This is a genomic window from Desulfovibrio sp. JY, from assembly GCA_021730285.1.
GTDB lineage: Bacteria > Desulfobacterota > Desulfovibrionia > Desulfovibrionales > Desulfovibrionaceae > Solidesulfovibrio.
The window spans coordinates 809,591-832,688 of record CP082962.1; the positions used below are offsets into that span (position 1 = coordinate 809,591).

Genomic DNA, 23,098 nt, shown 5'->3' on the forward strand with positions numbered 1-23,098 from the left:
CCCGCCGCCGCAGTACTGCCAAGCATCCCCTTTAGAAAAGGACGAAACGACTCCATGAACGAAAGCTACATCCAGCAGCTCTTCGCCGACCGCATCGGCGGCAATCAGTTCGGCAAGGATACGGTCCTCTACAAGTTCGAAAAAATCAAGCGGGCCAAGAAAGCGGCCCTGGCCGCCCACCCCGGAATGCAGCTGATCGACCTCGGCGTCGGCGAGCCCGACTGGATGGCCGCGCCCGAAGTGGTCGACGTGCTGTGCGCCGAGGCCAGAAAGCCCGAGAATCGGGGCTATACCGACAACGGCGTCCAGGCCTTCAAGGACGCGGCCGCGCGCTACATGGACAAGGTCTTCGGCGTGCCCGGCATCGACCCGGCCTGCGAGGTGGTCCACGGCATCGGCTCCAAGCCGGTGCTGGCCCTGCTCCCCCTGGCCTTCATCAACCCCGGCGACATCACCATCATGACCGTGCCCGGCTATCCGGTCATGGGCAGCACCACCCGGGGCCTCGGCGGCGAGGTGGTCAACCTGCCCATCACCCCCGAAAACGACTTCCTGCCCGATCTCGACGCCCTGACCCCGGACCAGCGCAAGCGGGCCAAGCTCCTCTACATCAACTACCCCAACAACCCCACCGGCGCCACGGCCACCCCGGCCTTCTTCGAACGGGTGGTGCGCTTCGCCAAGGAAAACGACGTCATTGTCGTCTCCGACGCCGCCTATGCCGCGCTGACCTTCGACGGCCGCAAGCCCTTAAGCTTCCTGTCCGTCCCCGGGACCAAGGACGTGGGCGTGGAAATCCACTCCCTGTCCAAGGCCTACAACATGACCGGCTGGCGTCTGGCCTTCGTGTGCGGCAACGAACTTGTGGTCAAGGGCTTCGCCGCCGTGAAGGACAACAACGATTCCGGCCAGTTCGCCGCCATCCAGAAGGCCGGCGTGTACTGCCTGGACCACCCCGAAATCACCGAGAAGACCGCGGCCAAGTACTCGCGTCGCCACGACATGCTCGTCGCGGCCCTGTCCGGCCTGGGATTCGCCGTCAAAAAGCCCGGCGCGTCCTTCTACCTCTATGCCCGGATTCCCTCCGGTACCAAGGACGGCCGGAAATTCGCCTCGGCCGAGGACTTCTCCCAGTTCTGCATCACCGAGAAGCTCATCTCCACCGTGCCCTGGGACGACGCAGGTCCCTACGTCCGCTTCTCTGTCACCTTCGAGGCGGCCGACGAGGCCGGGGAACGCCGCATCGTGGACGAAGTCGCCCGCCGGCTGTCGGAAGTGGGATTCGTATTTTAAGAAGGGAGAAGGCAGTGCGAGAGGGGAAACCCTTTTAAAAAAGGGTTCTCCCCTCTCGCGCTCTCCCCTTCCTAAAACTTCTTAGCGGGTACAGGACGTACGCCTGACATCCTGTACCCGCTAAAAGTCTTTGGAGAGGGGGTCCGGGGGAGAACCTTTCTACAGAAAGGTTCTCCCCCGGTCTTTTATTCGTCCTTGACGTCCACGAGTTCGCGCCCCTCGCCGGGATAGATGCGGCGATCGGCATAGGGCGTGGGCGTTGGCTCGGGCCATTTGCCGGGCTGGGGCTCGCTCCCTTCCCGGGCCGTGGCGCTCGGATGGGTGTCGCCCATGACCGGCGTGTCCCGGATATCCACGCCCGGCACCGGGCAGCTGAACTCGATGGCGATGTTGTTGGGGTCGAAGGAGTAGACCGAGAAGATGAATCCGTGGTCGATGATCTCCGACACCCAGAACCCGGCCGCCTCCAGCCGGTCCCTGATCTCCCACAGGTCGTCGCGGTCGCGCACGCCGATGGAGACGTGGTCGAAGGCGTAGGGTCCCTTGACCGGCACGCCGTGGTCCTTTTCCGGGATGGGCGCAACATCCGGCCACTCGAAAAAGGCGATCATGTCGTTTTCGGAGATTTCCAGGAAGTAGTGGCGGTAGCCCGGACGCCCGAGCCCGGCCACCAGCCGCATCCGCAACAGGTCGCGCCAGAAGCGGATGGTGGCGTCCATGTCCCGGGTGGCCATGGCCAGGTGGTTGATGCCGGTATATCGCATGTCGGCCCCCCTTGCGTAGACGGCGGGGCTACGACTCGATGCCCAGGCTTCGCGGGTAGAATTCCCCCCGGAAAACCAGCTCGGCCGCCCCGCGCAGATAGGTCTTGCCGTCGCGCAAAATCACGCCCAGTTCCTCGCCGCCGGTGGTGGTGATCACCGTTTCCTCGCCGGTGAGCCCAAGCTCCTTGGCGATGACGGCCGAAGCCACGGCTCCGGTGCCGCAGGCGTAGGTCTCGTCCTCCACCCCGCGCTCGTAGGTGCGCAGCGACAACTGTCCCTTGCCCGTAACGGCCACGAAATTGACGTTGGTGCCGGCCGGCTTGAAAAACTCGTGGTGGCGCACCGTGCGGCCAAGCCGCCAGACGTCCACGCTTTCCAGATCGTCCACAAACGCCACGGTATGGGGCACGCCGGTATTGACGCTGTGCAGCGTCATCTGGTGGTGCTTCTCCTCGACCTCCATCTCCAGCTCCATGTTGAGGCGCAGGTCCTTGGGCGCGGTCAGCCGCACCGTGACCAGATTGGAGTCGGGATCGACCTCCGCCTCGATGGGGCCGGCATCGGTGCCGAAAACATGGCGGGCCGGCGCGATGCCGAGCATCCAGGCAAGCCTGGCCGCGCAGCGCGAACCGTTGCCGCACATCTCGGCCCGGGAACCGTCGGCGTTGAAAAAGTGCCAGATGTAGGCCAACCCCGAACCTTCCGGGGCATGGTCGAAAAACATCATGCCGTCGGCCCCCACGCCAAAGGCTTTCTGGCACACCGGCACGACGATATCGGGCATGGATTGCGGATCGTAGCCCAGTTCGCGATTGTCCACGAAGACGAAATCATTGCCGCAGCCCTGCATCTTGAAAAACGGCACCGACGGGCCGCAGACAGCTTCCAAATCCATATCGCACTCCTTGTACGAAAACGTCATTATGAACTAGCAGAACAGCAACTCCCCGTCGAGGGGCCGCCGGTCGGGGCCTCCCCGACCAGCACCGCCGACGTCCACAGACGCACGGAGTTGATCAGCCAAAGCCGCCCGGCCCGGGCCAGATCGGCCGGGGTGAGCGTCGCCTCGGCCACCACCCCCTTGGCCAGCAGGCGCTCGCGCAACGTGCCGGGCAGCAGCCCGCAACCAAGGGCCGGGGTGAGCAGGCGTCCGTCGATGGCCGCCACGAGGTTGGCCCGGCAGCTCTCGGTCACCTGTCCGGCCGTGTTTATCAGCAGCACGTCGTCACACTCCGGCCGGGCGGCCAGGGCCCGGTCGTAGCGCGCGCGACGCGTGGTCTTGTGGAACAGGGCGACATCGGAGGCCTCGACCGGCGTGTCCGCCCAGCCCAGGCGCACGGGGCCGGGTTGGCGCTTCCCCAGAGGAAAATGTTCGCTGCGTGCCGCGCCGTCCCGGGAAAGCAGCAGCCGCACCCGTCGGTGCTGCCCGGGACAGGCGACGGCCACGGCGTCGAGGGCGGCCGACACGGCTGCGGCATCGTGGCGGAATCCGAAATAGGCGGCCGAACGGGCCAGACGGGCGAGATGCTCGGGCAAAAAGGCGAAACGGCCGTCCGCCAGTCGCAGGGTTTCCAAAAGTTCGAACGGCTCCGGCGGGGTGTACAAAAATGCGGCCTTGATCCGGCATTCCTCGTATTCGTCCCGGGCATCGGAATCGTAGGTCACGCCGCCGCCCACGCCGAAGCGGCACGCCCCCGTGTCCGCGTCGCAAACGACGGTGCGGATGGCCACGGAGAAAACGCCATCCCCATCGGGAGCGACGTGGCCGAACGTCCCGGTGTAAAAGCCGCGCGGCCCCGCTTCGAGCTGTCGGATCAGCCGCATGGCGCTGCGCTTGGGCGCGCCCGTGATGGAACCGCAGGGAAAAAGCGCGCCAAGGAGCCCGGACAGCCCCACGTCCCCGGGGACGCGGGCGGTCACGGTGGAGGTCATCTGCCAGGCCGTGGCCAGCCGCGACACCTCGAAACAGGCCGGCACGGCAACGCTCCCGGGCCGGGCGACGCGCCCCAGGTCGTTTCGCAACAGATCGGTGATCATGCGGTTTTCGGCCCGGTTCTTCGGGCAGGCGGCCAGGGCGGCGGCCTGCCGGGCGTCCTCGGCCAGGGTGCGGCCCCGGGCCATGGTGCCCTTCATAGGCCGCACGACCACCAGTTCTCCCGTGCGCCGAAAAAAAAGCTCCGGCGAAAACGACAGCACCTTGTGCCGGCCAAGGTCGAGACGACAGCAAAAGCCGGCCGCCTGATGCCGGGCCAGCCCCTCGAACCAGGCCGAAGGATCGCCGCGCAGGCGGCTGGTCAGCGGCATGGTGTAGTTGACCTGATAGACCTCGCCCTGGCGGATATTGTCCCGGATCACGCCGAGGGCCGCGTCGTAGCGCCGGCGGGAAACGAGCGGTCGCCAGGGCGCGATGGCAAAGTCTCCGGTCGCGGCCGGGCGCGCCGGGGGCTCGGACGGGGCGGGATAGGCGGCGACAAAGGCCAGGGGCGTGTCGCCGGGGGCATGGGTTTCCAGCCGGGAATCGAAGGCCGGGGCGGCCTCGTAGGCCAGGGCCAGCACCAGCCAATGGCCGTCTCGACGCCAGGCCTCGGCCGCCCCGAGCAGGGGCATGACCTCGGCAGGCTCCCAGGCCGTCGCGGTCCAGGCGGGATCGCGAAAATACCGCGTCCAGCCGGCCTCGCCGGCGGCATAAGACGAGAACTGCGCCTCTGCGAACATACAAACTACGGCTTGACCCTTCAGCGCGGCAGGTGCGCCCGGGCCACCCGCCACAGGTCCTCGTAGGAATAGCGGGCACGAAGGGCCAGACACATTTCCTCGGACAGGACCAGCTTGAGCGACGTGTCGGCCAAAAGCGAACGCCGGTGCACTTCCAGGCGCTTGCGCAAAAAGGCCGCGTCAAAGCCGTCGGCCACCAGCCCGAGGCCCTCGGCGAAAAAAAGCGACCGCGTGGAGTCGATCAGCCGCCGGCAGGCCTCCCGGCCCTCCCGCCGCGCCACGGCCAGACAGTACATGAGCCGCACGAGCAGCACGTCGGCGGCCAGAGCATGGTCCACGGCGGCCGGGTCCTCGCGGCCCTCTCCCCCGGCGCGGGCCTTTTCCAGCAAGGCGTACACGCGGTCCATGGCCGCCGCCTCGCGAAGGGGCGGCACGGGGAAAAAGGCGGTCAAAAACGACAGCACCCGCTGCGGATTGTCCCCGGCAACCATGGCCAGGAGCGTGCGGGCCATGCAGTCGAGCTTGCGGCGCACATCGGCCAGGGCCTGCCGCCGGCCGGCCTGATACAATCGCCGCACCGCCTCTTCGGGCAGGCTCGATCCGAAGGCCGTCTCCAGAAGCAGGCGGATGTTGGGCTCGGTGACGGTCTCCATCTCCTCCTGCACGACCTTGCCGCCCTTCTTGGTGTCCATGAGCTTTTTGAGCGACAGCCAATAGGCGGCCACGGCCGAGGCCGGCATCTCCACGATATCCAGATCAGGGCGTGCGGAAACTTCCTGCGTCATGGGGCGGTGGCCTTTTGCGGGGAATGCGGATAATCATGACCCAATCCTGCCGACATCCGGCAGGGTGCGGCAACCATAGGACGAATCATTCGCCGCCGGCAAGGCCGGACGGCTCGGAGGCCCGCTATGCGCGGACGTTTGCTCAAAGTGCTCATGGTGGTGCTGGTCCTCATCCCCGTGGGGCTGACGGCCTACCTGGCCAACAACCTCTACCACCGCAAGGGCGTGCCCGAGGCCCTGGAAAATCTGACCAAACAGCTGTTCCGCTCCAAGGCCGACGAGCGCAAGGCCGAGGCCAAGGCCGTGGAGCTGGAACGCAAGGCCAACGAACTGCAAACCGCCTACGACGCCCTGGTGGCCGACCTGCGCGGCGAGGTGGACAGCCGCGACATCCGCGTGCGCCAGTTCCGGGAAAAACTCGAAATCAACTTCGTGGACAAGATCCTCTTCGCCTCGGGCAGCGCCGAGATCACCCCGCGCGGCCGGGAAATCCTGCGCAAGGTCGGCGGCGTCCTGGCCAAGGTGAAGGACAAAAGCATCTACGTCGTCGGCCATACCGACTCGAACCCCATCCACTCGGCCCTCTACCCCTCCAACTGGGAGCTCTCCACCGCCCGCGCCGCCTCGGTCATCCGCTTCCTTTCGGAATCGGGCAGCCTGACGCCGGAACGCTTCACCGCCATGGGCCGCGCCTTCTACCAGCCCGTGGCCAGCAACGCCACGCCCGAAGGACGCCAGGAAAACCGGCGCGTGGACATCATCGTGGCCGACGTGCCGCTTCTGGCCGGGGAAACCGGCTCCGAATCCATGCGCGGCACGGTCAATACCGGCCAGCCCTCGGAACACGACCTGACCGGCCAGCAGGCGGCCCCCATCCGGGAAACCGCGCCACAACCCGCCGCGCAGCCCACGCCCCAAACCACCACTCCGACGACCCCGGAACCCGCTCCGGCCACGCCGGAAACACCCGCCACGCCGGAAGGCCCGCTGCCGGCGCAGCCGGCCGAACCCAACGCAACCGCGCCGCAACCCGCGCCCGCCGAACAGCCGGCCCAACCGGCACCCGCCGAACAACCAGCGCAACAAACCAAGCCGGAACAGTCCAAGCCCGGCTCCACAGCCACGCCGCCGGCCTCTCCCGAACTGCCGCCGACCCTGCCCGACCGGTCCGGGTCGGGAGCGACAGGATCATAAGCAACGGAAAGAGGTGAGGCTCTGCCCCACACCCCGCCGGGGGGCGAGCGAGCCCCCCGGTCCCCCCGATTCCGCTTTGGCTGATCGAATATCCTCAATTTTCAGCAAAAAGTTCGCGAGGAAGGAGTACGCAATGCCGCATGTCACCACGCGTGGAATTCAAATCGAATACGATACGCTCGGAGACAAGTCCTCTCCGGCACTCCTGCTCATCGCCGGCAACGGCGCGCAGCTTACCTTCTGGGATGTGCCGTTTTGCCAAGCCCTGGCCGACACGGGCCTTTTCGTCATCCGTTTCGACAACCGCGACGCCGGGCTGTCCACGAAATTCGACGCGGCGGGAGTCCCGGACTTCATGGCCTGCATCAAGGCGGCCATGGAGGGCAAACCCGTCGAATCGGCCTATACCCTCGAGGACATGGCGGACGACTGCGCCGGGCTGCTCGAGGGCCTCGGCATCGAAAAGGCGCATATCTGCGGCCTGTCCATGGGCGGCATGATCGCCCAGGTCGTGGCCTGTCGGCATCCGGAACATGTGCTGAGCCTGACGTCCATCATGTCGTGCACGGGAAATCCCGAAACGCCCCAGGGCAAACCCGAGGCCATCGCCGCCGTTGTGGCGACGCCGCCGGAGGGACGCGAGGCGTTTATCGCGCACAGCCTCAATGTCTGGCGCAAGGTCTGGAGCCCCGGCTTCCCGTTCGAGGAAGCGCGGGCCCGGAAATTCATGGAAGAAAGCTATGACCGCTGCCATTACCTGCCGGGGATGGCGCGCCAAAACACGGCCATCCTCGCCAACGGGGACAGAAGGCGCGCACTTGCCGCGCTTAGGGTCCCGGCGCTGGTCATCCACGGCGCGGCCGATCCGTTGATCCCGGTCGCGGCGGGCGAGGATACGGCCCGGACGATTCCGGGAGCCCGGTTGCTGGTCATCAAAGGGATGGGGCACGATCTGCCCACGCCTGTCTGGCCGCAAGTCATAGACGCCATCTCGCAGCTGACGCGGCAAAGCGCCTAACCCTCATTCCACGCGGCGCTTCGCCGCTGGCGCGGTTGTCGCCGCAATCGCGTTCGGCGTCGAGGGGCGCAAGCCCCTCGTGTCGCCGGGCCGATTGCGGCGACAAACATACGGCGTCCCATCACCCAAAGACATCGACCCGCAACCCACCAACCTCTCCCCTCCCCACCAGCCCAACCCGGTAACGGGGGGTCCGGGGGGCATCAAGTCCCCCGGCGGGTCCAGGGCAGCGCCCTGGCAGAGAGGTGCAGGAGAGGCAGAGCCTCTCCTGCCTCCCTCCACTCCCCACTCCTTCCACTCTACCACTCCCCCCACGCCCGTTAGTCCCGTTCGAAATCGAACAGCTGGCCGCGCACGATGGCGTCGCGGCCGAACTTGCCGCGTATGGCGTCCAGGGCTGCGTCGATTTTCCCGCCGTGCTCGCGGCGTTTCCGGCCGGGGTCCTCGAAAAGGCTCAGCTGGCGCGGTTCGTTGCCGAAGTTGGAGACGCCGACGCCGATGAGACGCAGGGGCCGCGGCAGCGGTTCGGCTTCGAGGAGTTCCTTGGCCACCGCATAGATGACGGTGTCGCTTGAGGTTGGGTCGGGCATGGTGCGGCTGCGGGTGATCTGGCGGAAATCGTTGAATTTGAGCTTGAGGGTGATGGTGCGGCCGGATTGGTTGTCCTGGCGCAGTTCGCGGCCGACGCGTTCGGCCTGGTGGAGCAGCCAGGCGGCGAGTCTGGCGCGGTCGGCGGTATCAGTGGTGAAGGTATTCTCGGCGCTGACGGATTTGGCTTCGCGCGACGGGTTGACGGTGTCGCTGCCCTGGCCGCAGGCCCGGGCGTAGAGGTCGAGGCCCCATTTGCCCAGGTGGCGCTGCCAGAATTCCGGGGGATATTGCAGGATTTCGCCGACGACGCGGACGCCCAGGCGGGAAAGAGTGGCCTGGGCGCGTTTGCCGACGCCGGGAATCTTGCCCACGGGCAGATCGGCCAGAAACAGGGCGACCTGTTCCGGGGCGACGAGGGTCAGGCCGTCGGGCTTGTCGTAGTCCGAGGCGATCTTGGCGATGAATTTGACGGGCGCGATGCCGACCGAACAATTGAGTCCCGTGGCTTCGCGGATCATGGCTTTGAGGCGTCGGCCGAGGGTTTCCGGCGGACCGAAGAGGGTTTCGGTGCCAGTGATGTCGACATAGGCCTCGTCGATGGAAGCGGGTTCGACCAGCGGGGAGACGGTCTGGAGCGTGGCCATGACGACGCGGGAGACTTCGGCGTAGCGGCGACGGTTGCCGGGCAGGAACACGCCATGGGGGCAGCGGCGTTTGGCCTCGGCCACGGGCATGGCCGAGTGCACGCCGAACGTGCGGGCTTCGTAGGAGGCGGCCGAAACCACGCCGCGCAGGTCCCGGCCGATGATGACCGGCTTGCCCGCAAGCGTAGGGTCGTCGTGCTGCTCGACGGAGGCGAAAAACGCGTCCATGTCGAGATGGAGGATGGTCGCCATGCCCCGGACATGCGACGGCGACCAGGAAAAAGCAAGGGGGCGCGAGGGACGTTTTACCCCGCCCGCCCCCTGCGGCAAAACGTCGCCTAGGCCTTGATGTTCAGGTTCCCGCCGACGCCGGTGGCGGCGGAAAGCACCTTGGTCTAGAAGTCGTAATCCTGATCCACGCGCCCCGTGCCCGGGTCGGTGTTAAGCCTGTCCATGGTCTTGGTGATCAACTCGGCCCCGAGCTTTTGCTGCTCGAACGCGCCGCCGACCGTCCCCGCGCCCTTGGTGTCGATCGCATCCATGGCATCCTCCCGGGACGAAAATCGTCCGTTTATCGACACCTATCGGCCACGGGACACGCCTCCTTTAGGGAGTTCCGGTTGGACAACGCCGCGCGTCCTTTGCTACAAGCGGCATACATCCCCTTTCGACCTTTCAAGGAGGCGCCCATGCCCGTCGAGAATTGCCCCATCCAGACCCTCGACGCCGACTCCCTTTCCTGCTCCATCCGTGAGCACATCACCCACTCCCTGGGCAAGCCCTGCGCCGAAGCCGGCAATCGGGACGTGGCCATGGCGCTGTCCATGACCCTGCGCGACAGACTCGTGGACAAGATGCTCGAAACCCGCAAGCGCTACCGCGACGCCCGGGCCAAGCGGATGTACTACCTGTCCATCGAATACCTGCTGGGCCGCTGCCTGGGCAACAACCTCTACAATATGAAGATCGACGACATGTGCCGCGTCCTGGTCAGGGATTGGGGCTACGACCTGGAGGAGCTGCGCGAATTCGAGCGCGACCCGGCGCTCGGCAATGGCGGGCTGGGGCGGCTGGCCGCCTGCTTTCTCGATTCCCTGGCCACCCTGGACATGCCCGGCTGCGGCTACGGCATCCACTACGAATTCGGGCTTTTCAAGCAGAGCATCCAGAACGACCGCCAGGTCGAGCAACCGGACTACTGGATGGCCGAAGGCATGCCGCTGCAGATCGAACGCCGCGACCAGTCCGTCATCGTGCCCATTTACGGCCGCATCGAAAGCCATCAGGGCCCGGACGGCTCCTACCTGCCGCTGTGGGTCGACTGGCAGGATCTGGTCGGCGTGCCCTACGACATCCCCATCGTGGGATTCGGCGACAAGACCGTCAATTACCTGCGCCTTTTCGCCGCCCGCTCCACCGACAACTTCGACATGAAGATTTTCGACCAGGGCGACTACATCAAGGCCATCCACCAGAAAGTCTATTCGGAACTGGTCTCCAAGATCCTCTACCCCAGCGAATCCATCTCGTTTGGCAAGGAGCTGCGGCTGACCCAGGAATATTTCCTGGTCTTCTGCTCGCTTCGCGACATCACCCGGCGCTTTCTCAAGCAGAACCGCAACATCGAGGAGTTGCCGGAATACACCGCCATCCAGCTCAACGACACCCACCCGGCCCTGGCCGTGGCCGAGCTGATGCGCATCCTGGTCGACGAGCGCCGCGTGCCCTGGGACCGGGCCTGGAACATCACCAACCGGACCCTGGCCTTCACCAACCACACGCTCATGCCAGAATCGCTGGAAATGTGGCCGGTGGACCTCATGGGCAAGGTGCTGCCCCGCCATCTCCAGATCATCTACGAGATCAACTCCCGTTTTTTGAGCCAGATCCGCCTGACCTCCAAGACCGACGACGCCACCTTGCGCCGCATGTCGCTGATCGAGGAAGACGGCGGCAAGCAGGTACGCATGGCCAACCTGGCCGTGGTCGGCTCCCACTCCGTCAACGGGGTGTCCAAGCTCCATTCCGAGCTGGTCAAGACGCGCCTGTTCCCGGACTACGCCGCCCTCTGGCCCGGCAAATTCAACAACAAGACCAACGGCATCACCCCCCGGCGCTGGCTCTATAAGGCCAATCCCGGGCTGGCGGCGCTTGTCACCGAGGCCATCGGCGACGCCTGGATCATGGACCTGGACAAGCTGCAAGACCTCGTGCCCCTGGCCGACGACGCCGCCTTCCAGCAGAAGTTCCTGGCCGTCAAACGGGCCAACAAGGCCCGGCTGGGCGACTACGTGGCCCAGACCACGGGAGTTGTGCTCTCGCCGGACGCGGTTTTCGACATGCAGGCCAAGCGCATCCATGAATACAAGCGCCAGCTGTTAAACGTCATGCACGTGATCCACGACTACCTGCGCGTGACCGAGGACGGCTACGTGCCGCCCGTGCCCCGTGTGTACGTCTTCGCGGGTAAGGCCGCGCCGGGCTACTTCGAAGCCAAGGAGATCATCCACCTCATCTGCTGCGCGGCCCGGATCATCAACAACGACAAGCGCGCCGCCGAACACATCAAAATGGTCTTCACCGCCGACTACCGGGTGTCCCTGGCCGAAAAGCTCATCCCCGCCGCCGACGTCAGCGAACAGATCTCCACCGCCGGCACCGAGGCCTCGGGCACGGGCAACATGAAGTTCTCCCTCAATGGCGCGCTGACCATCGGCACCCTGGACGGGGCCAACATCGAGATCCGCGAGGCCGTGGGCGCGGAGAACTTCTACCTGTTCGGGCTGACCACCCCGGAAGTCGAGCGCCAGCTTGGCGACGACAGCTACAATCCCTGGGAATACTACGGCAAGCATCCCGAAATCCGGCGGGTCCTGGACGCGCTCTCGGCCGGCCGCTTCACCCCCGACGAACCGGCGACCTTCCACTGGATCTTCGAAAAGATGCTCACCAAGGGCGAGCGCTACATGCATCTGGCCGATTTCATTCCCTACCTGGAAACCCACGAACGCCTGGGCATGGACTACGCCAGGCCGGCCGTCTGGGCCAAAAAGGCCATCCTGAACGTCGCCCGCATGGGGTATTTCTCCTCGGACCGCACCATCCGGGAATACGCCCGCGACATCTGGGGCATAAAGCCCATCGCGCCGAGATGATGGGGAAGGGAGGGTGAGCCCCCGGGGGGAAACTTTTCTGGAGAAAAGTTTCCCCCCGGACCCCCTTTCCAAAGACTTTTAAAAGTTACAGCATGTTAGCATCAATCCATAACCGATAAAAAGTTTAGGAAAGGGAGAGCGCGAGAGGGGAGAACCCTTTTCTGAAAGGGTTTCCCCTCTCGCACCCGCCTTTCCTCCAAACTTGCCAAAGGAGGTTCGCGTAATGGTTCGTTTCATCCGCATCATCAGCCTGGCCTTTGTGGCCCTGACCATGTGCTGCGGCACTGCTGTCGCCACCACCACGCCGTTCGACGTCTACGAGGGCAGCAATCTGCGCGCCATCGTGCAGCGCGGCACGCTGGTCGTGGGCATGGAACTCAAATTCTGGCCCTTCGAGTATGTGGACAAGGAGGGCAAACCCGTCGGCTTCGACGTGGACATCGCCAAAACCCTGGCCGACCGGCTGGGAGTCAAGCTGGAAATCAAGGACATGGAGTGGACCGGGCTCATCCCGGCCCTGACCGCCGGCAAGATCGACCTCATCATCTCCGGCATCAGCGGCACCCTGGAGCGGGCCAAGTCCATCACCTTCACCTCGCCCTACTTCACGACCGGTCTGTGCGCGCTGCTTTCGACCAAGAAGGCCGGCGACGTCAAAAGCGTGGAGGCATTGAACGCCCCGGGCCGGGTGCTGGCGGTCAAGACCGGCACCACCGCCGACCTGGTGGCCACCAAGAAATTTCCCAAGGCCAACATCAACCGCTACCAGGACGAGACGTCCTGCGTCCAGGAAGTGGTGGCCGGCCGGGCCGACGCGTTCTTCTACGACCAGATCTCCATCGCCAAGCACCACAAGCAAAATCCCGAGGCCACCAAAGCGCTTCTCACGCCCTTCACCTACGAGCCTTTCTGCATTGCTCTGCAAAAAGGCGATTTCGACTGGTGGCAGTGGCTGGAGATGTACCTCACCACCATCAAGGCCGACGGCACCCTTGACGCGTTGCACGCCAAGTACTTCAAGGACATTCTCGGCAAATAGCCCCGTCCGTCGCCCGCTTCCGCGGCCAGGCGCCCTGCGTCCCGGCCGTGGCGGCGGGTGACGCCTCCTTTTTTTCGTCCCGGGCGCGCGGCCCGGGCAGACCCCGGCCGGCCTCGACCGGCTCCCGGGAGACAACCATGCCCCACGCTCGCATCCGTGCCTGCGTCATCCTGGCCATTCTGGTCCTTTTCGCCGCCAGCCCGGCCCCGGCCCAATCGTCACGAATGGTTATGGCCCATATCTTCACCGTGCCGGCCGATCCGCCCGGCGGCAACATAGACACGGTGCTGCCGGCCTTCGAGAACTGGCTGGCCACGTCTTTCGGCGGCTACACGCGCCTGGGCACCGGCGACGGCGCCTGGAAAAACGAAAAGGGCCAGGTGGAGACCCAGGGCAACATCGTCTTCCTGGTCACGACCAGCCGGGACGTGTCCAAGGACATCGCCGCCCGGCTGACCCGGGATTTCGGCGAACGCGCCCCCTTCGTGCTGGTCTTTCCGGCGGGGATGTTCGTCAAATGAGGTGGTCCACGCCCCGGTGGCTTGTCCGGGCTGTTTTGCTCGCCGCCCTGACGGCCGGCCTGTGGGTCGTGTTGTCGCAGATCCGGTACCACTGGGACTGGGGCGCGGTGTGGGCCTACCGCGACATCTTCCTCGCCGGGCTCGGCGTGACGGTGTACGTTTCGGCCGGGGCCATCGCCCTGGGCCTGCTCTTCGGCCTGGCCTCCGGGCTGGCCTCGGTGTCGGGCAATGTCTGGCTCACCGAGATGGCGGCGCTTTACGTCGGGGCCTTTCGCGGCACGCCGCTTTTAGTGCAGATCCTCATCTTCTATTTCTGCGTCGGGGTGGTGATCCACGTGGACAGCCCGTACCTGATCGGCACGGTGACCCTGGCCTTTTTCTCCGGGGCCTACATCTCGGAAATGGTGCGGGCCGGAGTCGAATCCATCGACGTCGGCCAGTGGGAGACGGCCCTGTCCTCGGGACTGACCCATCGCCAGACGCTTTTCTACGTCATCTTCCCCCAGGCGGTCCGGCGCATCGTGCCGCCGGTGACGGGCCAGTTCGTCTCCTGCATCAAGGACTCGTCGCTTCTGTCGATCATCAGCGTGCGCGAACTGACCAAGGCGGCCGAGGTGGTCAACGCCACCACCTACAAGACCTTCGAGGCCTATCTGCCCCTGGCCCTGCTCTACCTGCTTCTCACCTGGCCCCTTTCGCACTTGACCGGCCGTCTGGAAAGGGGAATACGAAATGGAACCAAATCACGACCGCGATAATTCCTCGCGCGTGCAAGGAGTTTTTATGAGCGCCGACATCAAGATCTATGCCCTTTCCACCTGCGTGCATTGCAAACACGCCAAGGAATACCTTGAGGAACACCACATTCCTTTCGACTGCGTCCACGTGGACTTCCTCTCCGGCGAGGAGCGCGCCAAGGTCATGGACATCGTGCGCAAACTCAACCCGTCCCTGTCCTTCCCCACCATCGTCATCGGCGACAAGGTCATCGTCGGCTTCCGACGCGACGAGATCGAGCAGGCCGTAAGCCAGTGCGAAAAGAAATGAACGCCCGCGAACTCCACGATACGTTAAAGCCCATCCAGGAAGCCAAGGGGAACTATTTCAACCCCGACATGGAAATGACCCTGGACCTGTTGGCGAGTCTTCTGACCAACAAGGAACGCTACGGCTACATGGCCTGTCCCTGCCGGCTGGCCTCGGGCAAGTTCGAACTCGACCGCGACGTGGTCTGCCCGTGCGAATACCGCGACCCGGACGTGACCGAATTCGGCGCCTGCTTTTGCGGGCTGTACGTCTCCAAGGCCGTACTCGACGGAGACATCCCTCTGCCCGTTGTGCCGGAACGCCGGCCGGTGGAAAAGACCCTGGCGGCCTTCGGCTGATCCGCGACCTCCCCGGTCCGACGCGCGCCCAAGGCCCCAGGCACGCCAGCAAGGCCCTCCCGCCGAACAGTACCCTTGAAAAGGGCGGCGGCATGCAATAGCGTTGGTGTTCACTCAACACCGGCTGCTGTTTATGGGCCGTACCCTATGAGGGGCATGCGACGTGGAATCGGTATGGATGGCCCTGCTGCTCGGCGGGGTGCTGCTTGGGGCAGCGGCCATAAGCATCCTGACCTTTGGCCGTAAGCCCGGCAGACAGTCCCACCAGCTCCTGCTCGACCGGGTGGTCGGCGCATTGTCGGACCCGTTTTACATCAAGAACCCGCAAGGTTGTTTCACCCTGGTCAACGACGCGTTCTGCACCCTGGCCGGTCGCGGCCGGGAGGACATCCTTGGCCATGACGCCCCGAGCGTCTTTCCGGGCCGGGCCGGCTCGCCGTCGCTCAAAAACGACGCCATGGTCCTGGCCTGCGGCTTCGAAGACGTGGCCGAGGAGACGGCCTTTGACGCCGATGGCGCTCGGCGCGTGTTCATGACCCGCAAGACCCTGCACGTCGATCCCGCCGGTGGCCGCCACGTGGTGGGGCTTATCCGCGACATCACCAGCCGCAAGCGGGCCGAACGGGCGCTTTTGGCCAGCGAGGCCCGCTACCGCCGCATCGTCGAGACCGCCAACGAGGGCATCTGGGCCGTCAACGCCCACTGGCGCACGATCTATGCCAACGCGGTCATGGGCTACATGCTCGGGCTCACCCCGGAAGAGATGGCCGGCCGGCCGGTAGCCGAATTCCTGTTTCCCGAAGACGGCGACTTGCACCAGGCCATGCTGCGCCGGGAGTCCCTGCCCCCGGGCGGCGGGCTCTACGAACGACGGCTCAAGCGGGCCGACGGCCGGGTAATCTGGACGCTGATCGCCGTCAGCAGCGAATACGACGCCTCGGGCCGTTTCGCCGGCTCGGTCGGCATGTTCACCAACATCACCGAGCGCAAGCACGCCGAGGAATCCCTGCGCCAGTCCGAAACGCGCCTGGCCGCCGCCAAGGAGGCCGCCGAAACCGCGAGCAAGACGAAAAGCGAATTCCTGGCCAACATGAGCCATGAGATCCGCACGCCTTTAAACGGCCTGCTCGGCATGCTCCAGATCCTGGAAGACACCGGCCTCGACGCGGAACAGCACGACTGCGTGGTCACGGCCCTGGATTCCGGCCGACGCCTCACGCGGCTTTTGACCGATATCCTCGACCTGTCGCGGGTGGAATCCGGCAAACTCGCCCTGGCCCGCGCCCCCTTTTCCCTACGCGAGGTGTTCGCCTCCATCCAGACCGTTTTCGCCACCAGCCTCGAACAACGCGGCCTGACCCTGGAAACCACTGTCTCCCCGGCCGTACCCGCCCTGCTTTTGGGTGACGAGGGCCGCATCCGTCAGGTGCTGCTCAACCTCGTCGGCAACGCCATCAAGTTCACCAAGACCGGCGGCGTGTTCCTGGAAGCCGGCTCCTCGCCCGATCCGGAAACCGGCCAGGTGCGCCTGATCCTGTCCGTGGCCGATACCGGCATCGGCATTCCCCGGAACAAAATCATGGCGGTTTTCGATGCATTCACCCAGGTCGACGCCTCCAATACCCGCATCCACCAGGGCGCGGGACTGGGGCTTTCCATCGTCGACCGGCTGGTGCGGCTCATGGGGGGGCAGGTCTGGATGGACAGCGAACCGGGCATCGGTACCTGCGTCATGTGCACGCTGCTGCTGCCCCAGGCCGCCCTGGCCCTGGCCGAGCCGCCGCCAACCATAATGGCTTCCGAAAAAAAGGGACTGCGCATCCTGCTGGTCGAGGACGAACGCATCAACCGCCTGGCCGTGGGCACACTACTGCGCCACCAGGGCCATACCATCATCGAGGCGGCATCGGGGCAGGACGCCCTGGACATCTTCGGCCGGGAAATTTTCGACGTGGTGCTGCTCGACATCCAGATGCCGGGCATGGACGGACTGGAAACTTTGGCCTTCCTGCGCGACGCCGCCATCTACGGCCCCAAATCCGCCACGCCCGTGGTCGCCCTGACCGCCCACGCCATGGCCGGCGACCGCGAACGCTTTCTGGCGGCCGGCATGGACGACTACTTGGCCAAACCCGTGGAAGCCTTCGCCCTGGCCGCCGTCCTCGCCCGCCTGCCGGCGCGCGAATAAAAGAACCGGGGGGAAACTTTTCTGAAGAAAAGTTTCCCCCCGGACCCCCTTTCCAAAGACTTTTAATAGTAACAGGATGTTATCCGTACAACATCTGTTACGATAAAAATTTGAGGAAGGGGAGAGCGCGAGAGGGGAGAACCCTTTTTTAAAAGGGTTTCCCCTCTCGCACCCTCTTTTCTCCCAATATTAATTATCCGACCAGCATGACGCCGTCTTCGCCGTCGAGTTCGGCCACGGCCACGTCCACGTGTTCGCCGGGTTCGGTATGCACGCGCTTGCCGAAGTAGTCGGCCTGGATGGGCAGTTCGCGGTGTCCCCGGCGATCGATGAGCACGAGCAGCTCCACCCGGTTGGGCCGGCCGTAGTCGAGCAGCGCCTCCAGGGCGGCCCGGATGGTGCGGCCGGAAAAGAGCACGTCGTCGATGAGCACCACGTTCTTTTCGGCCAGGGAAAACGGAATGTGCGACGGCCCCACTTGCGGCTGGACCTCGCGATTGGTCCAATCGTCGCGGTACAAGTTGATGTCGAGCTTGCCGAGAGGCACGTCGCAACCGGCCCGGGCGTCGATAAGCGCCTTGAGCCGCGTGGCCAGTTCCGCCCCACGGCGCTGGATGCCGATGAGGGCCAGCCCGCAACCGGGATCGTGGTGCTCGATGATTTCGAAAGCCAGCCGTTCCAAAGTGCGTCGCACCTCGCCGGCGGTCATCAGCTTTTTCGGTTTCGTCACGGCGTCCCTCCACCCTTTTCCGGAAAATACCCCACGGACTCGCCGCTGGCAATCGCAGGCGCGATCGTCGGACCGCAACGGCGTTCCATGAGCCCCTTTGCGGCTCATAAAATGCGTTAACATCCCCTCATGATTCCAGCTTGTCGTGTCGCCCCCTCGAAGGAGCCGGCCAGGGGCATCGGATCGTGGCCAACCCCTGCTATTTGACTTTCCGATCGGTCATGCTTAGTTGCATTGAAAGCGTATTTTCCCAGGAGGATTCCATGGTCGAATTGACGGAAAACGCAAAAACCCAGCTTGATGGGTATTTTGCGGAAAAAGAAAAAAGTCCCATCCGCATCTATCTTTCCTCGGGCGGTTGAAGCGGCCCAAGGCTTGCGCTGGCTCTGGATGAGCCGCGAGATACGGATGAGGTCACCGAGGTTTCCGGCTATACGTTCGTTATTGAAAAGGACTTGGTGGAAAAGGGCGCCCCGTTTTCGGTCGACATGACCTACATGGGGTTCGCGGTCACCTCGCGCCTGGAGCTCGGGGGCGGCGGCGGTTGCGGCTCCTCGTGCTCGGGCGGCTCCTGCTCCACGGGCGGCTGATTTCCCGGACGGGAGATCCATAGGAAATCACCGGAGCCTGGGTGCTTGTCCCATTGACCAGGCTTATTTGACAATCCCATCTCCGGTGATTACCCCTTTGGCATCTCGCGTCCTGGAGGTTCGCATGGTTTCTTTGACGGATACGGCACGCGCCGAACTCGACAATTACTTCGCGGACAAGCAAAAGTCCCCTATTCGCGTGTACCTCAACAAGGGAAGCTGCTGCGGCCCTTCCCTGACCCTTGCCCTGGACGAAGCCCGTGAAAACGACGACGTTTTCGACTTGAACGGCTACACCTTCGTCGTGGAAAAGGAACTGATGGCCCTGGCCACCCCCATCACCGTGGACATGACCGACTACGGTTTTTCCGTCTCCTCGAGCCTGCAACTCGGTGGTGGCTCCTGCGGCAGCGGCGGCGGTTCCTGCGGCGGTGGTTCCTGCGGCAGCAGCGGCTCCTGCTGCAGCTAGCCTTGGCCTTGCCACAACGCATTCCCGAAGGGCCGGTCCTGCCGGCCCTTTTTGTTTGCCCGACGCAGCGTCGGTTGACACCTCCGGACCGCCCCCGCTAGTATCACTCCCATGGAAACAGCCGACAGCACCGCCTTTGCCGTGACCGATGCCGCCTGGACCGCCTTATCCCTCACATTTGGCGACAACCGACCGCCTTGCCTGCGCGTGTTCCTTTCCTTTCTGAGTGAAAGCGGCCCCCGGCTGGAGCTGTCCGTGGACGCGCCGACCGGCGACGACACCACCTTCACGTTGGACGGCTGGAATTTCGTGGTGAACCGGCAATTGTGGCTGCAAGCCGCGCCGTTGACCGTCGACTGCGACGCGCAGGGGTTCCAGATCCGCTCCAGCCTGGATTTCACCGAAGCCGGCGGCTCCTGCGGCGGCTCCTGCTCCCATCATTGATGCCGACCGGCCCTGCCGGTTGCCGCGACGCTTCGTCCGCTTGTGGCATTGCCTCTTGCTCTTTCTTCTTTTTTCTTTTTTCCATGCGCTGCGCCGGCACCACTTTGTCGCCACTTTCTCGCTAGTTTTTTTGGTATTTTTTGACGGACTTGGTTGGCGGCAGATCGCGACCGGCGCGTATTGACCCGCATTTTGCGCCTTTTCCACCGGACCCCGGTTGACCACGCCTTGCCAAGTTCGTTGGCTTTTACTACTATTCGAATTGGTTGGCGCTATGCAAAGGAGTCCTCATGCCCGGCAAGATTCTCATTGTCGATGATGAGGTGCATATTCGTATGCTCCTCGAGCAGACGCTTGAAGAGCTGGAGGAAGAGTGCGGCGTTGAAATCCTTTCCGCCCAGAACGGCGAGGAGGGCCTTGCCGTCATCCAATCCGAAAAGCCTGACGTGGTCTTCCTGGACATCATGATGCCCAAGCTCAACGGCTACGAGGTTTGCCAACGCGTCAAGGAAGACCCCGCCATCACCGGTATCGGCATCGTGCTGCTCACGGCCAAGGGACAGGAAGTCGACCGCCGCCAGGGCATGGAACTTGGCGCAAGCCGTTACATGACCAAGCCCTTCGATCCCGACGAGGTCCTGCGCGTGGCCAAGGAACTGCTGCATCTCGACGCCTGCTGATACGGCCTGTCCATGATCACGCTGCGCCGGCTGCTCAAAAAAAAGACGTTGGGTCCGGTGCTCGACCGGGCGGCGCTGCTGCTTGGCCCCGGCTGGCAGGTGACGCTCTGCGAAAACGTGCCCGACACGGCCGGTTTTGCCGCCTGTGAAGCGTTGCGCCTCGGGGAAGAGCCCATCGGCTATCTCGTCGTCACCCCGCCGGTGGATGGCCCGCTCAGCTCCCCGGAAATCGCCCGTCTGCCAGAACTCATCCGCTTTATCGCCGAGACGCTGGAAACCCTGCTCGTCGGCGAGGCCGTCAAACGCAGTCTGGCCTCCGAAGCCCTCGGCAAGTACCGCGAAATTTCCCTGCTCCACCGGGCCACCCTCGGCCTCAATGGCTCGTTGCGTCCCCGTGACGTGGCCCAGGCCCTGCTCGACGAGTGCCGCTTTGGCGAACTGCCGGCCCTGTCCGGCATGGTGTTTTTGCAGCCGCCCTCCTCGGAGGGCTTCATCCCCGTCTGCTCCTTTGGCGACGTTGTCGCCACGCGGTTGGCGGCCATCGCCGACTCGACGCTTTTCTGGGACATCGCCCGCAGCCAAAAAGGGGAAATCGTCAACGAGCTCGGCAGCGACAGGCGCTGGCACGACGAAGCGGACCTGCCCTCCCTGCTCCTTTGTCCGCTGGTCGCCTCCGGCCGGTGCGTGGGCATGCTGGCCCTGTCCGGCACTCCGGGCGTGCGCTTCGAGGCCAGCCACCTCCAATACGTCGGGACGCTGGCCACCGTGGCCGGCATCGCCCTGGGCAACGCCCTGCATTTCGATGCGGTCCAGGCGCTCATCAATTCCCTGATGCAGGCCCTGGCCACGGCCATCGACGCCCGCGACCCCTTTACCGCCGGCCACTCCCAGCGCGTGGCCCGCCTCGGCGTGGCCTTGGCCAAGGCGGTCCATCACGATACGGAATTTTTCCCCGAGGTGACGTACACCCCGAGCGATCTGGAAGAGCTGCTTTATGCCGGGCTGTTGCACGACGTCGGCAAGATCGGCATTCGCGAGGAAGTGTTGACCAAGGCCACGCGCCTTTCAGCCGGAACCATGGAGATTATCGGCCAGCGCCTGGCCCTGGAGGCGCTCGTTACCGGGCGGGACAACAAGGCGGAATTCGAAGCGCTTTCGCGCATCAACGCGGCCGACGGCATCTCGCGCGAGGACGCGGCCCTGGTCGCGGCCGTCGGGGCCAGGACCGTCACCGTGGGCAAGACGCGACTGGAACTTTTAACGGAGCGGGAAATCGCCTGCCTGCTCATCCCCAGGGGCAACCTCACCCCCGAGGAACGCCGGGAAATCGAACGCCATCCGGCCGAGTCCCACCGTATCCTGTGCCACATCCCCTTTCCCGGGAACATGGGGCGGCTTTTATCCATCATCTCCCAGCACCACGAACGCCTGGACGGCTCGGGCTATCCCGGCGGGCTCAAGGGCGGGGAGATCCTGTTGCAGAGCCGTATCATCGCCATCGTGGACATCTACGACGCCATCACCATGGCAAGGCACTACAAGCCGGCCCTGCCCCGCGAAAAAGCCCTGGCCATCCTGTGGGCCGAAGCCCGGGCCGGGCGCATCGACACGCGGCTGGTGGAACTGCTCGAACGCCACATCGGCACGATCGAGCGCGATTGCGAGCGCCTAAGCGGCCATGTGGACCTGTCGCAATACCTTGATCAGGAAACGGTCCCGGCGGAAACCGGCGGGGATGAAGACCGCCGGCCGGAGGCATGACGCGCCGATTACAGCGCGGCTTTGTCCACCACGGCGGCGGACAGTTCCGCCTCGGCCGCGATCTTGCCGTCCACGGTCGCCTCGGCGCGCATGCGGCAAAGAGCCATGCGGCGCTTCAAGTCGAAGCAGCGCAGCACAAGCTGGTCCCCCGGCGTCACCGGCCGGCGGAACTTGGCCTTTTCCACGCCCGTGAACATGAAGATGCGGTCCCCGAGCGGGCCTTCCAGGGACTTGGACACCAGAATCCCGCCCGCCTGGGCCAGGGCTTCCAGGATCAGCATGCCCGGCATGACCGGCACGCCCGGAAAATGTCCCTGGAAAAACGGCTCGTTTATGGTCACGTTCTTGATGGCCGTGATGGAAACCCCGGGATCGTATTCGAGCACGCGGTCGACCAGAAGAAACGGGTAACGGTGGGGCAACAGATCGAAGATTTCGGTAACGGCGATCGCGCCGCCGGGGGTGGCCGTCATGGCGCCCTTCTCTCCTTGAGGTATGAAAAGGGCCGAAGCGCTGGCGCTCCGGCCCTTTGACCGTCCACAGTGTGACGGACTTTATTTGCTGCTGTCGAACTGGGCTCGAATCTGGGACGTCACGTCCATCTTGGGATCATAATACGGAACGCTGCGGGCTTCGAGGATGATGGTGTAGCCGTTTTTCGCGGCGTACGCGGCGACAACCTTCTGCAGGCGGTTGAGAAGCGGCTGCAACACGCCCTGCTGGGCCTGCTGCTCTTCCTGCTGGAGCTTGTTGCGGTCATCGAGGTACTTGCGGGCCTTGGCCTCGAAATCGGCCGCCTTGCTCTTCATGGCGTCCTGGGACAGGGCAACGCTCTTTTTCTGCAGTTCGTTCTGCATCTTCTTGAGGTCCTCACCCTGGGCGGCGATGGCCTTTTCCCGGGATTCGAACCGCGATTTGAGCCCGGAAAGGGCCGACTTGCCGACGCTGGAATTGGACAGGGCCTCATCGAGGTTGATGATGCCGATCTTGCCCTGGGCAAACGCCGTCACCGGCACGACCAAAATGGCCAAAATGATCAAAACCCGTAACATACCGCCCATTACTCGACTCCTTGCTCATTCCGTGTGTTTCGGGGGGCTGTTGCCCCCCGGTTCGTTAGCCCTGTTGCGGG

The 23,098-nt window shown here is 64.5% G+C and carries 23 protein-coding genes; 14 read left to right on the forward strand and 9 right to left on the reverse strand.

Annotated features, from left to right (window positions below; translation table 11 throughout):
* The first annotated feature begins 54 nt into the window (after positions 1 to 54).
* The gene (locus K9F62_03660; GenBank protein ID UJX41811.1) at positions 55 to 1,293 is read left to right on the forward strand and encodes an LL-diaminopimelate aminotransferase; all 1,239 of its coding nucleotides are present in this window, start codon (positions 55 to 57) and stop codon (positions 1,291 to 1,293) included.
* A gap of 185 nt (positions 1,294 to 1,478) precedes the next feature.
* On the opposite strand, the gene K9F62_03665 is transcribed toward K9F62_03660, so the two are convergent.
* From K9F62_03665 to K9F62_03680, 4 genes are read right to left on the reverse strand one after another with little or no spacing between them, the layout of a single operon-like run.
* On the reverse strand, positions 1,479 to 2,057 hold the full coding sequence (locus K9F62_03665; GenBank protein ID UJX41812.1) for a VOC family protein: 579 nt from the start codon (positions 2,055 to 2,057) through the stop codon (positions 1,479 to 1,481).
* A 28-nt stretch (positions 2,058 to 2,085) separates the two neighbouring features.
* Positions 2,086 to 2,952 (reverse strand): diaminopimelate epimerase, encoded by an 867-nt coding sequence (gene dapF / locus K9F62_03670; protein UJX41813.1) that lies wholly within the window; start codon positions 2,950 to 2,952, stop codon positions 2,086 to 2,088.
* Between the two features lie 26 nt (positions 2,953 to 2,978).
* Complete coding sequence (pabB, locus tag K9F62_03675; GenBank protein UJX41814.1) at positions 2,979 to 4,772, reverse strand: aminodeoxychorismate synthase component I; 1,794 nt, start codon at positions 4,770 to 4,772, stop codon at positions 2,979 to 2,981.
* 20 nt (positions 4,773 to 4,792) lie between these two features.
* A complete protein-coding gene (locus K9F62_03680; protein ID UJX41815.1) occupies positions 4,793 to 5,557 on the reverse strand; it encodes a hypothetical protein in 765 nt (254 codons plus the stop codon).
* Between the two features lie 126 nt (positions 5,558 to 5,683).
* Here K9F62_03680 and K9F62_03685 point away from each other — a divergent pair, with 126 nt between their 5' ends.
* Positions 5,684 to 6,751, forward strand: a complete 1,068-nt coding sequence (locus tag K9F62_03685; protein ID UJX41816.1) for an OmpA family protein — start codon at positions 5,684 to 5,686, stop codon at positions 6,749 to 6,751.
* A 133-nt stretch (positions 6,752 to 6,884) separates the two neighbouring features.
* Positions 6,885 to 7,769, forward strand: a complete 885-nt coding sequence (locus K9F62_03690) for an alpha/beta fold hydrolase (protein ID UJX41817.1) — start codon at positions 6,885 to 6,887, stop codon at positions 7,767 to 7,769.
* A 320-nt stretch (positions 7,770 to 8,089) separates the two neighbouring features.
* On the opposite strand, the gene K9F62_03695 is transcribed toward K9F62_03690, so the two are convergent.
* Both K9F62_03695 and K9F62_03700 read right to left on the reverse strand, forming a co-directional pair.
* A complete protein-coding gene (locus tag K9F62_03695; protein ID UJX41818.1) occupies positions 8,090 to 9,256 on the reverse strand; it encodes a DNA polymerase IV in 1,167 nt (388 codons plus the stop codon).
* Positions 9,257 to 9,399: 143 nt separating this feature from the next.
* Positions 9,400 to 9,546, reverse strand: a complete 147-nt coding sequence (locus K9F62_03700; protein ID UJX41819.1) for a hypothetical protein — start codon at positions 9,544 to 9,546, stop codon at positions 9,400 to 9,402.
* Between the two features lie 147 nt (positions 9,547 to 9,693).
* Here K9F62_03700 and K9F62_03705 point away from each other — a divergent pair, with 147 nt between their 5' ends.
* The 7 genes from K9F62_03705 to K9F62_03735 all read left to right on the forward strand — a co-directional run bounded on the left by K9F62_03705 (position 9,694) and on the right by K9F62_03735 (position 17,292).
* A complete protein-coding gene (locus K9F62_03705; protein ID UJX41820.1) occupies positions 9,694 to 12,159 on the forward strand; it encodes a glycogen/starch/alpha-glucan phosphorylase in 2,466 nt (821 codons plus the stop codon).
* Between the two features lie 223 nt (positions 12,160 to 12,382).
* Positions 12,383 to 13,198 carry a transporter substrate-binding domain-containing protein gene (locus K9F62_03710; protein ID UJX41821.1) on the forward strand — a complete coding sequence of 272 codons (816 nt, stop codon included), beginning with the start codon at positions 12,383 to 12,385 and terminating at the stop codon, positions 13,196 to 13,198.
* Positions 13,199 to 13,335: 137 nt separating this feature from the next.
* Positions 13,336 to 13,719, forward strand: a complete 384-nt coding sequence (locus K9F62_03715; GenBank protein ID UJX41822.1) for a hypothetical protein — start codon at positions 13,336 to 13,338, stop codon at positions 13,717 to 13,719.
* On the forward strand, positions 13,716 to 14,477 hold the full coding sequence (locus tag K9F62_03720; GenBank protein ID UJX41823.1) for an amino acid ABC transporter permease: 762 nt from the start codon (positions 13,716 to 13,718) through the stop codon (positions 14,475 to 14,477). The genes K9F62_03715 and K9F62_03720 overlap by 4 nt, the downstream gene beginning before the upstream one ends.
* Positions 14,478 to 14,502: 25 nt before the next feature.
* A complete protein-coding gene (locus tag K9F62_03725) occupies positions 14,503 to 14,766 on the forward strand; it encodes a glutaredoxin family protein (protein ID UJX41824.1) in 264 nt (87 codons plus the stop codon).
* Positions 14,763 to 15,104: a ferredoxin:thioredoxin reductase gene (locus K9F62_03730; GenBank protein UJX41825.1), complete on the forward strand. Its 342-nt coding sequence runs from the start codon at positions 14,763 to 14,765 to the stop codon at positions 15,102 to 15,104. Before K9F62_03725 ends, K9F62_03730 begins: the two co-directional genes overlap by 4 nt.
* A gap of 178 nt (positions 15,105 to 15,282) precedes the next feature.
* Positions 15,283 to 17,292, forward strand: a complete 2,010-nt coding sequence (locus tag K9F62_03735; protein ID UJX43116.1) for a PAS domain S-box protein — start codon at positions 15,283 to 15,285, stop codon at positions 17,290 to 17,292.
* 193 nt (positions 17,293 to 17,485) lie between these two features.
* Here K9F62_03735 and pyrR read toward each other — a convergent pair whose 3' ends face one another.
* Positions 17,486 to 18,001, reverse strand: coding sequence for a bifunctional pyr operon transcriptional regulator/uracil phosphoribosyltransferase PyrR (gene pyrR / locus K9F62_03740; GenBank protein ID UJX43117.1), 516 nt, complete (start codon positions 17,999 to 18,001; stop codon positions 17,486 to 17,488).
* A 735-nt stretch (positions 18,002 to 18,736) separates the two neighbouring features.
* Between pyrR and K9F62_03745 the strand changes: the two genes are divergently transcribed.
* The 4 genes from K9F62_03745 (at position 18,737) to K9F62_03760 (ending at position 21,966) form a co-directional block, all read left to right on the forward strand.
* Positions 18,737 to 19,081 (forward strand): IscA/HesB family protein, encoded by a 345-nt coding sequence (locus K9F62_03745; GenBank protein ID UJX41826.1) that lies wholly within the window; start codon positions 18,737 to 18,739, stop codon positions 19,079 to 19,081.
* 111 nt (positions 19,082 to 19,192) lie between these two features.
* A complete protein-coding gene (locus K9F62_03750; protein ID UJX41827.1) occupies positions 19,193 to 19,525 on the forward strand; it encodes a hypothetical protein in 333 nt (110 codons plus the stop codon).
* A 290-nt stretch (positions 19,526 to 19,815) separates the two neighbouring features.
* Positions 19,816 to 20,205, forward strand: a complete 390-nt coding sequence (locus tag K9F62_03755) for a response regulator (GenBank protein UJX41828.1) — start codon at positions 19,816 to 19,818, stop codon at positions 20,203 to 20,205.
* 12 nt (positions 20,206 to 20,217) lie between these two features.
* A complete protein-coding gene (locus tag K9F62_03760) occupies positions 20,218 to 21,966 on the forward strand; it encodes an HD domain-containing protein (GenBank protein ID UJX41829.1) in 1,749 nt (582 codons plus the stop codon).
* 8 nt (positions 21,967 to 21,974) lie between these two features.
* Here K9F62_03760 and fabZ read toward each other — a convergent pair whose 3' ends face one another.
* Together fabZ and K9F62_03770 are read right to left on the reverse strand one after the other, a co-directional pair.
* Positions 21,975 to 22,439: a 3-hydroxyacyl-ACP dehydratase FabZ gene (gene fabZ / locus K9F62_03765; protein ID UJX41830.1), complete on the reverse strand. Its 465-nt coding sequence runs from the start codon at positions 22,437 to 22,439 to the stop codon at positions 21,975 to 21,977.
* Positions 22,440 to 22,520: 81 nt separating this feature from the next.
* Positions 22,521 to 23,027, reverse strand: coding sequence for an OmpH family outer membrane protein (locus K9F62_03770; GenBank protein UJX41831.1), 507 nt, complete (start codon positions 23,025 to 23,027; stop codon positions 22,521 to 22,523).
* Positions 23,028 to 23,098: the final 71 nt, after the last annotated feature.

Excerpts from the sequence above, each read along its gene's own strand:
- K9F62_03660 (UJX41811.1), top strand. The coding sequence starts at position 55 with ATGAACGAAAGCTACATCCAGCAGCTCTTCGCCGACCGCATCGGCGGC.
- K9F62_03665 (UJX41812.1), bottom strand. The coding sequence starts at position 2,057 with ATGCGATATACCGGCATCAACCACCTGGCCATGGCCACCCGGGACATG.
- dapF (UJX41813.1), bottom strand. The coding sequence starts at position 2,952 with ATGGATTTGGAAGCTGTCTGCGGCCCGTCGGTGCCGTTTTTCAAGATG.
- pabB (UJX41814.1), bottom strand. The coding sequence starts at position 4,772 with ATGTTCGCAGAGGCGCAGTTCTCGTCTTATGCCGCCGGCGAGGCCGGC.
- K9F62_03680 (UJX41815.1), bottom strand. The coding sequence starts at position 5,557 with ATGACGCAGGAAGTTTCCGCACGCCCTGATCTGGATATCGTGGAGATG.
- K9F62_03685 (UJX41816.1), top strand. The coding sequence starts at position 5,684 with ATGCGCGGACGTTTGCTCAAAGTGCTCATGGTGGTGCTGGTCCTCATC.
- K9F62_03690 (UJX41817.1), top strand. The coding sequence starts at position 6,885 with ATGCCGCATGTCACCACGCGTGGAATTCAAATCGAATACGATACGCTC.
- K9F62_03695 (UJX41818.1), bottom strand. The coding sequence starts at position 9,256 with ATGGCGACCATCCTCCATCTCGACATGGACGCGTTTTTCGCCTCCGTC.
- K9F62_03700 (UJX41819.1), bottom strand. The coding sequence starts at position 9,546 with ATGGATGCGATCGACACCAAGGGCGCGGGGACGGTCGGCGGCGCGTTC.
- K9F62_03705 (UJX41820.1), top strand. The coding sequence starts at position 9,694 with ATGCCCGTCGAGAATTGCCCCATCCAGACCCTCGACGCCGACTCCCTT.
- K9F62_03710 (UJX41821.1), top strand. The coding sequence starts at position 12,383 with ATGGTTCGTTTCATCCGCATCATCAGCCTGGCCTTTGTGGCCCTGACC.
- K9F62_03715 (UJX41822.1), top strand. The coding sequence starts at position 13,336 with ATGCCCCACGCTCGCATCCGTGCCTGCGTCATCCTGGCCATTCTGGTC.
- K9F62_03720 (UJX41823.1), top strand. The coding sequence starts at position 13,716 with ATGAGGTGGTCCACGCCCCGGTGGCTTGTCCGGGCTGTTTTGCTCGCC.
- K9F62_03725 (UJX41824.1), top strand. The coding sequence starts at position 14,503 with ATGAGCGCCGACATCAAGATCTATGCCCTTTCCACCTGCGTGCATTGC.
- K9F62_03730 (UJX41825.1), top strand. The coding sequence starts at position 14,763 with ATGAACGCCCGCGAACTCCACGATACGTTAAAGCCCATCCAGGAAGCC.
- K9F62_03735 (UJX43116.1), top strand. The coding sequence starts at position 15,283 with ATGGCCCTGCTGCTCGGCGGGGTGCTGCTTGGGGCAGCGGCCATAAGC.
- pyrR (UJX43117.1), bottom strand. The coding sequence starts at position 18,001 with ATGACCGCCGGCGAGGTGCGACGCACTTTGGAACGGCTGGCTTTCGAA.
- K9F62_03745 (UJX41826.1), top strand. The coding sequence starts at position 18,737 with ATGGTTTCTTTGACGGATACGGCACGCGCCGAACTCGACAATTACTTC.
- K9F62_03750 (UJX41827.1), top strand. The coding sequence starts at position 19,193 with ATGGAAACAGCCGACAGCACCGCCTTTGCCGTGACCGATGCCGCCTGG.
- K9F62_03755 (UJX41828.1), top strand. The coding sequence starts at position 19,816 with ATGCCCGGCAAGATTCTCATTGTCGATGATGAGGTGCATATTCGTATG.
- K9F62_03760 (UJX41829.1), top strand. The coding sequence starts at position 20,218 with ATGATCACGCTGCGCCGGCTGCTCAAAAAAAAGACGTTGGGTCCGGTG.
- fabZ (UJX41830.1), bottom strand. The coding sequence starts at position 22,439 with ATGACGGCCACCCCCGGCGGCGCGATCGCCGTTACCGAAATCTTCGAT.
- K9F62_03770 (UJX41831.1), bottom strand. The coding sequence starts at position 23,027 with ATGGGCGGTATGTTACGGGTTTTGATCATTTTGGCCATTTTGGTCGTG.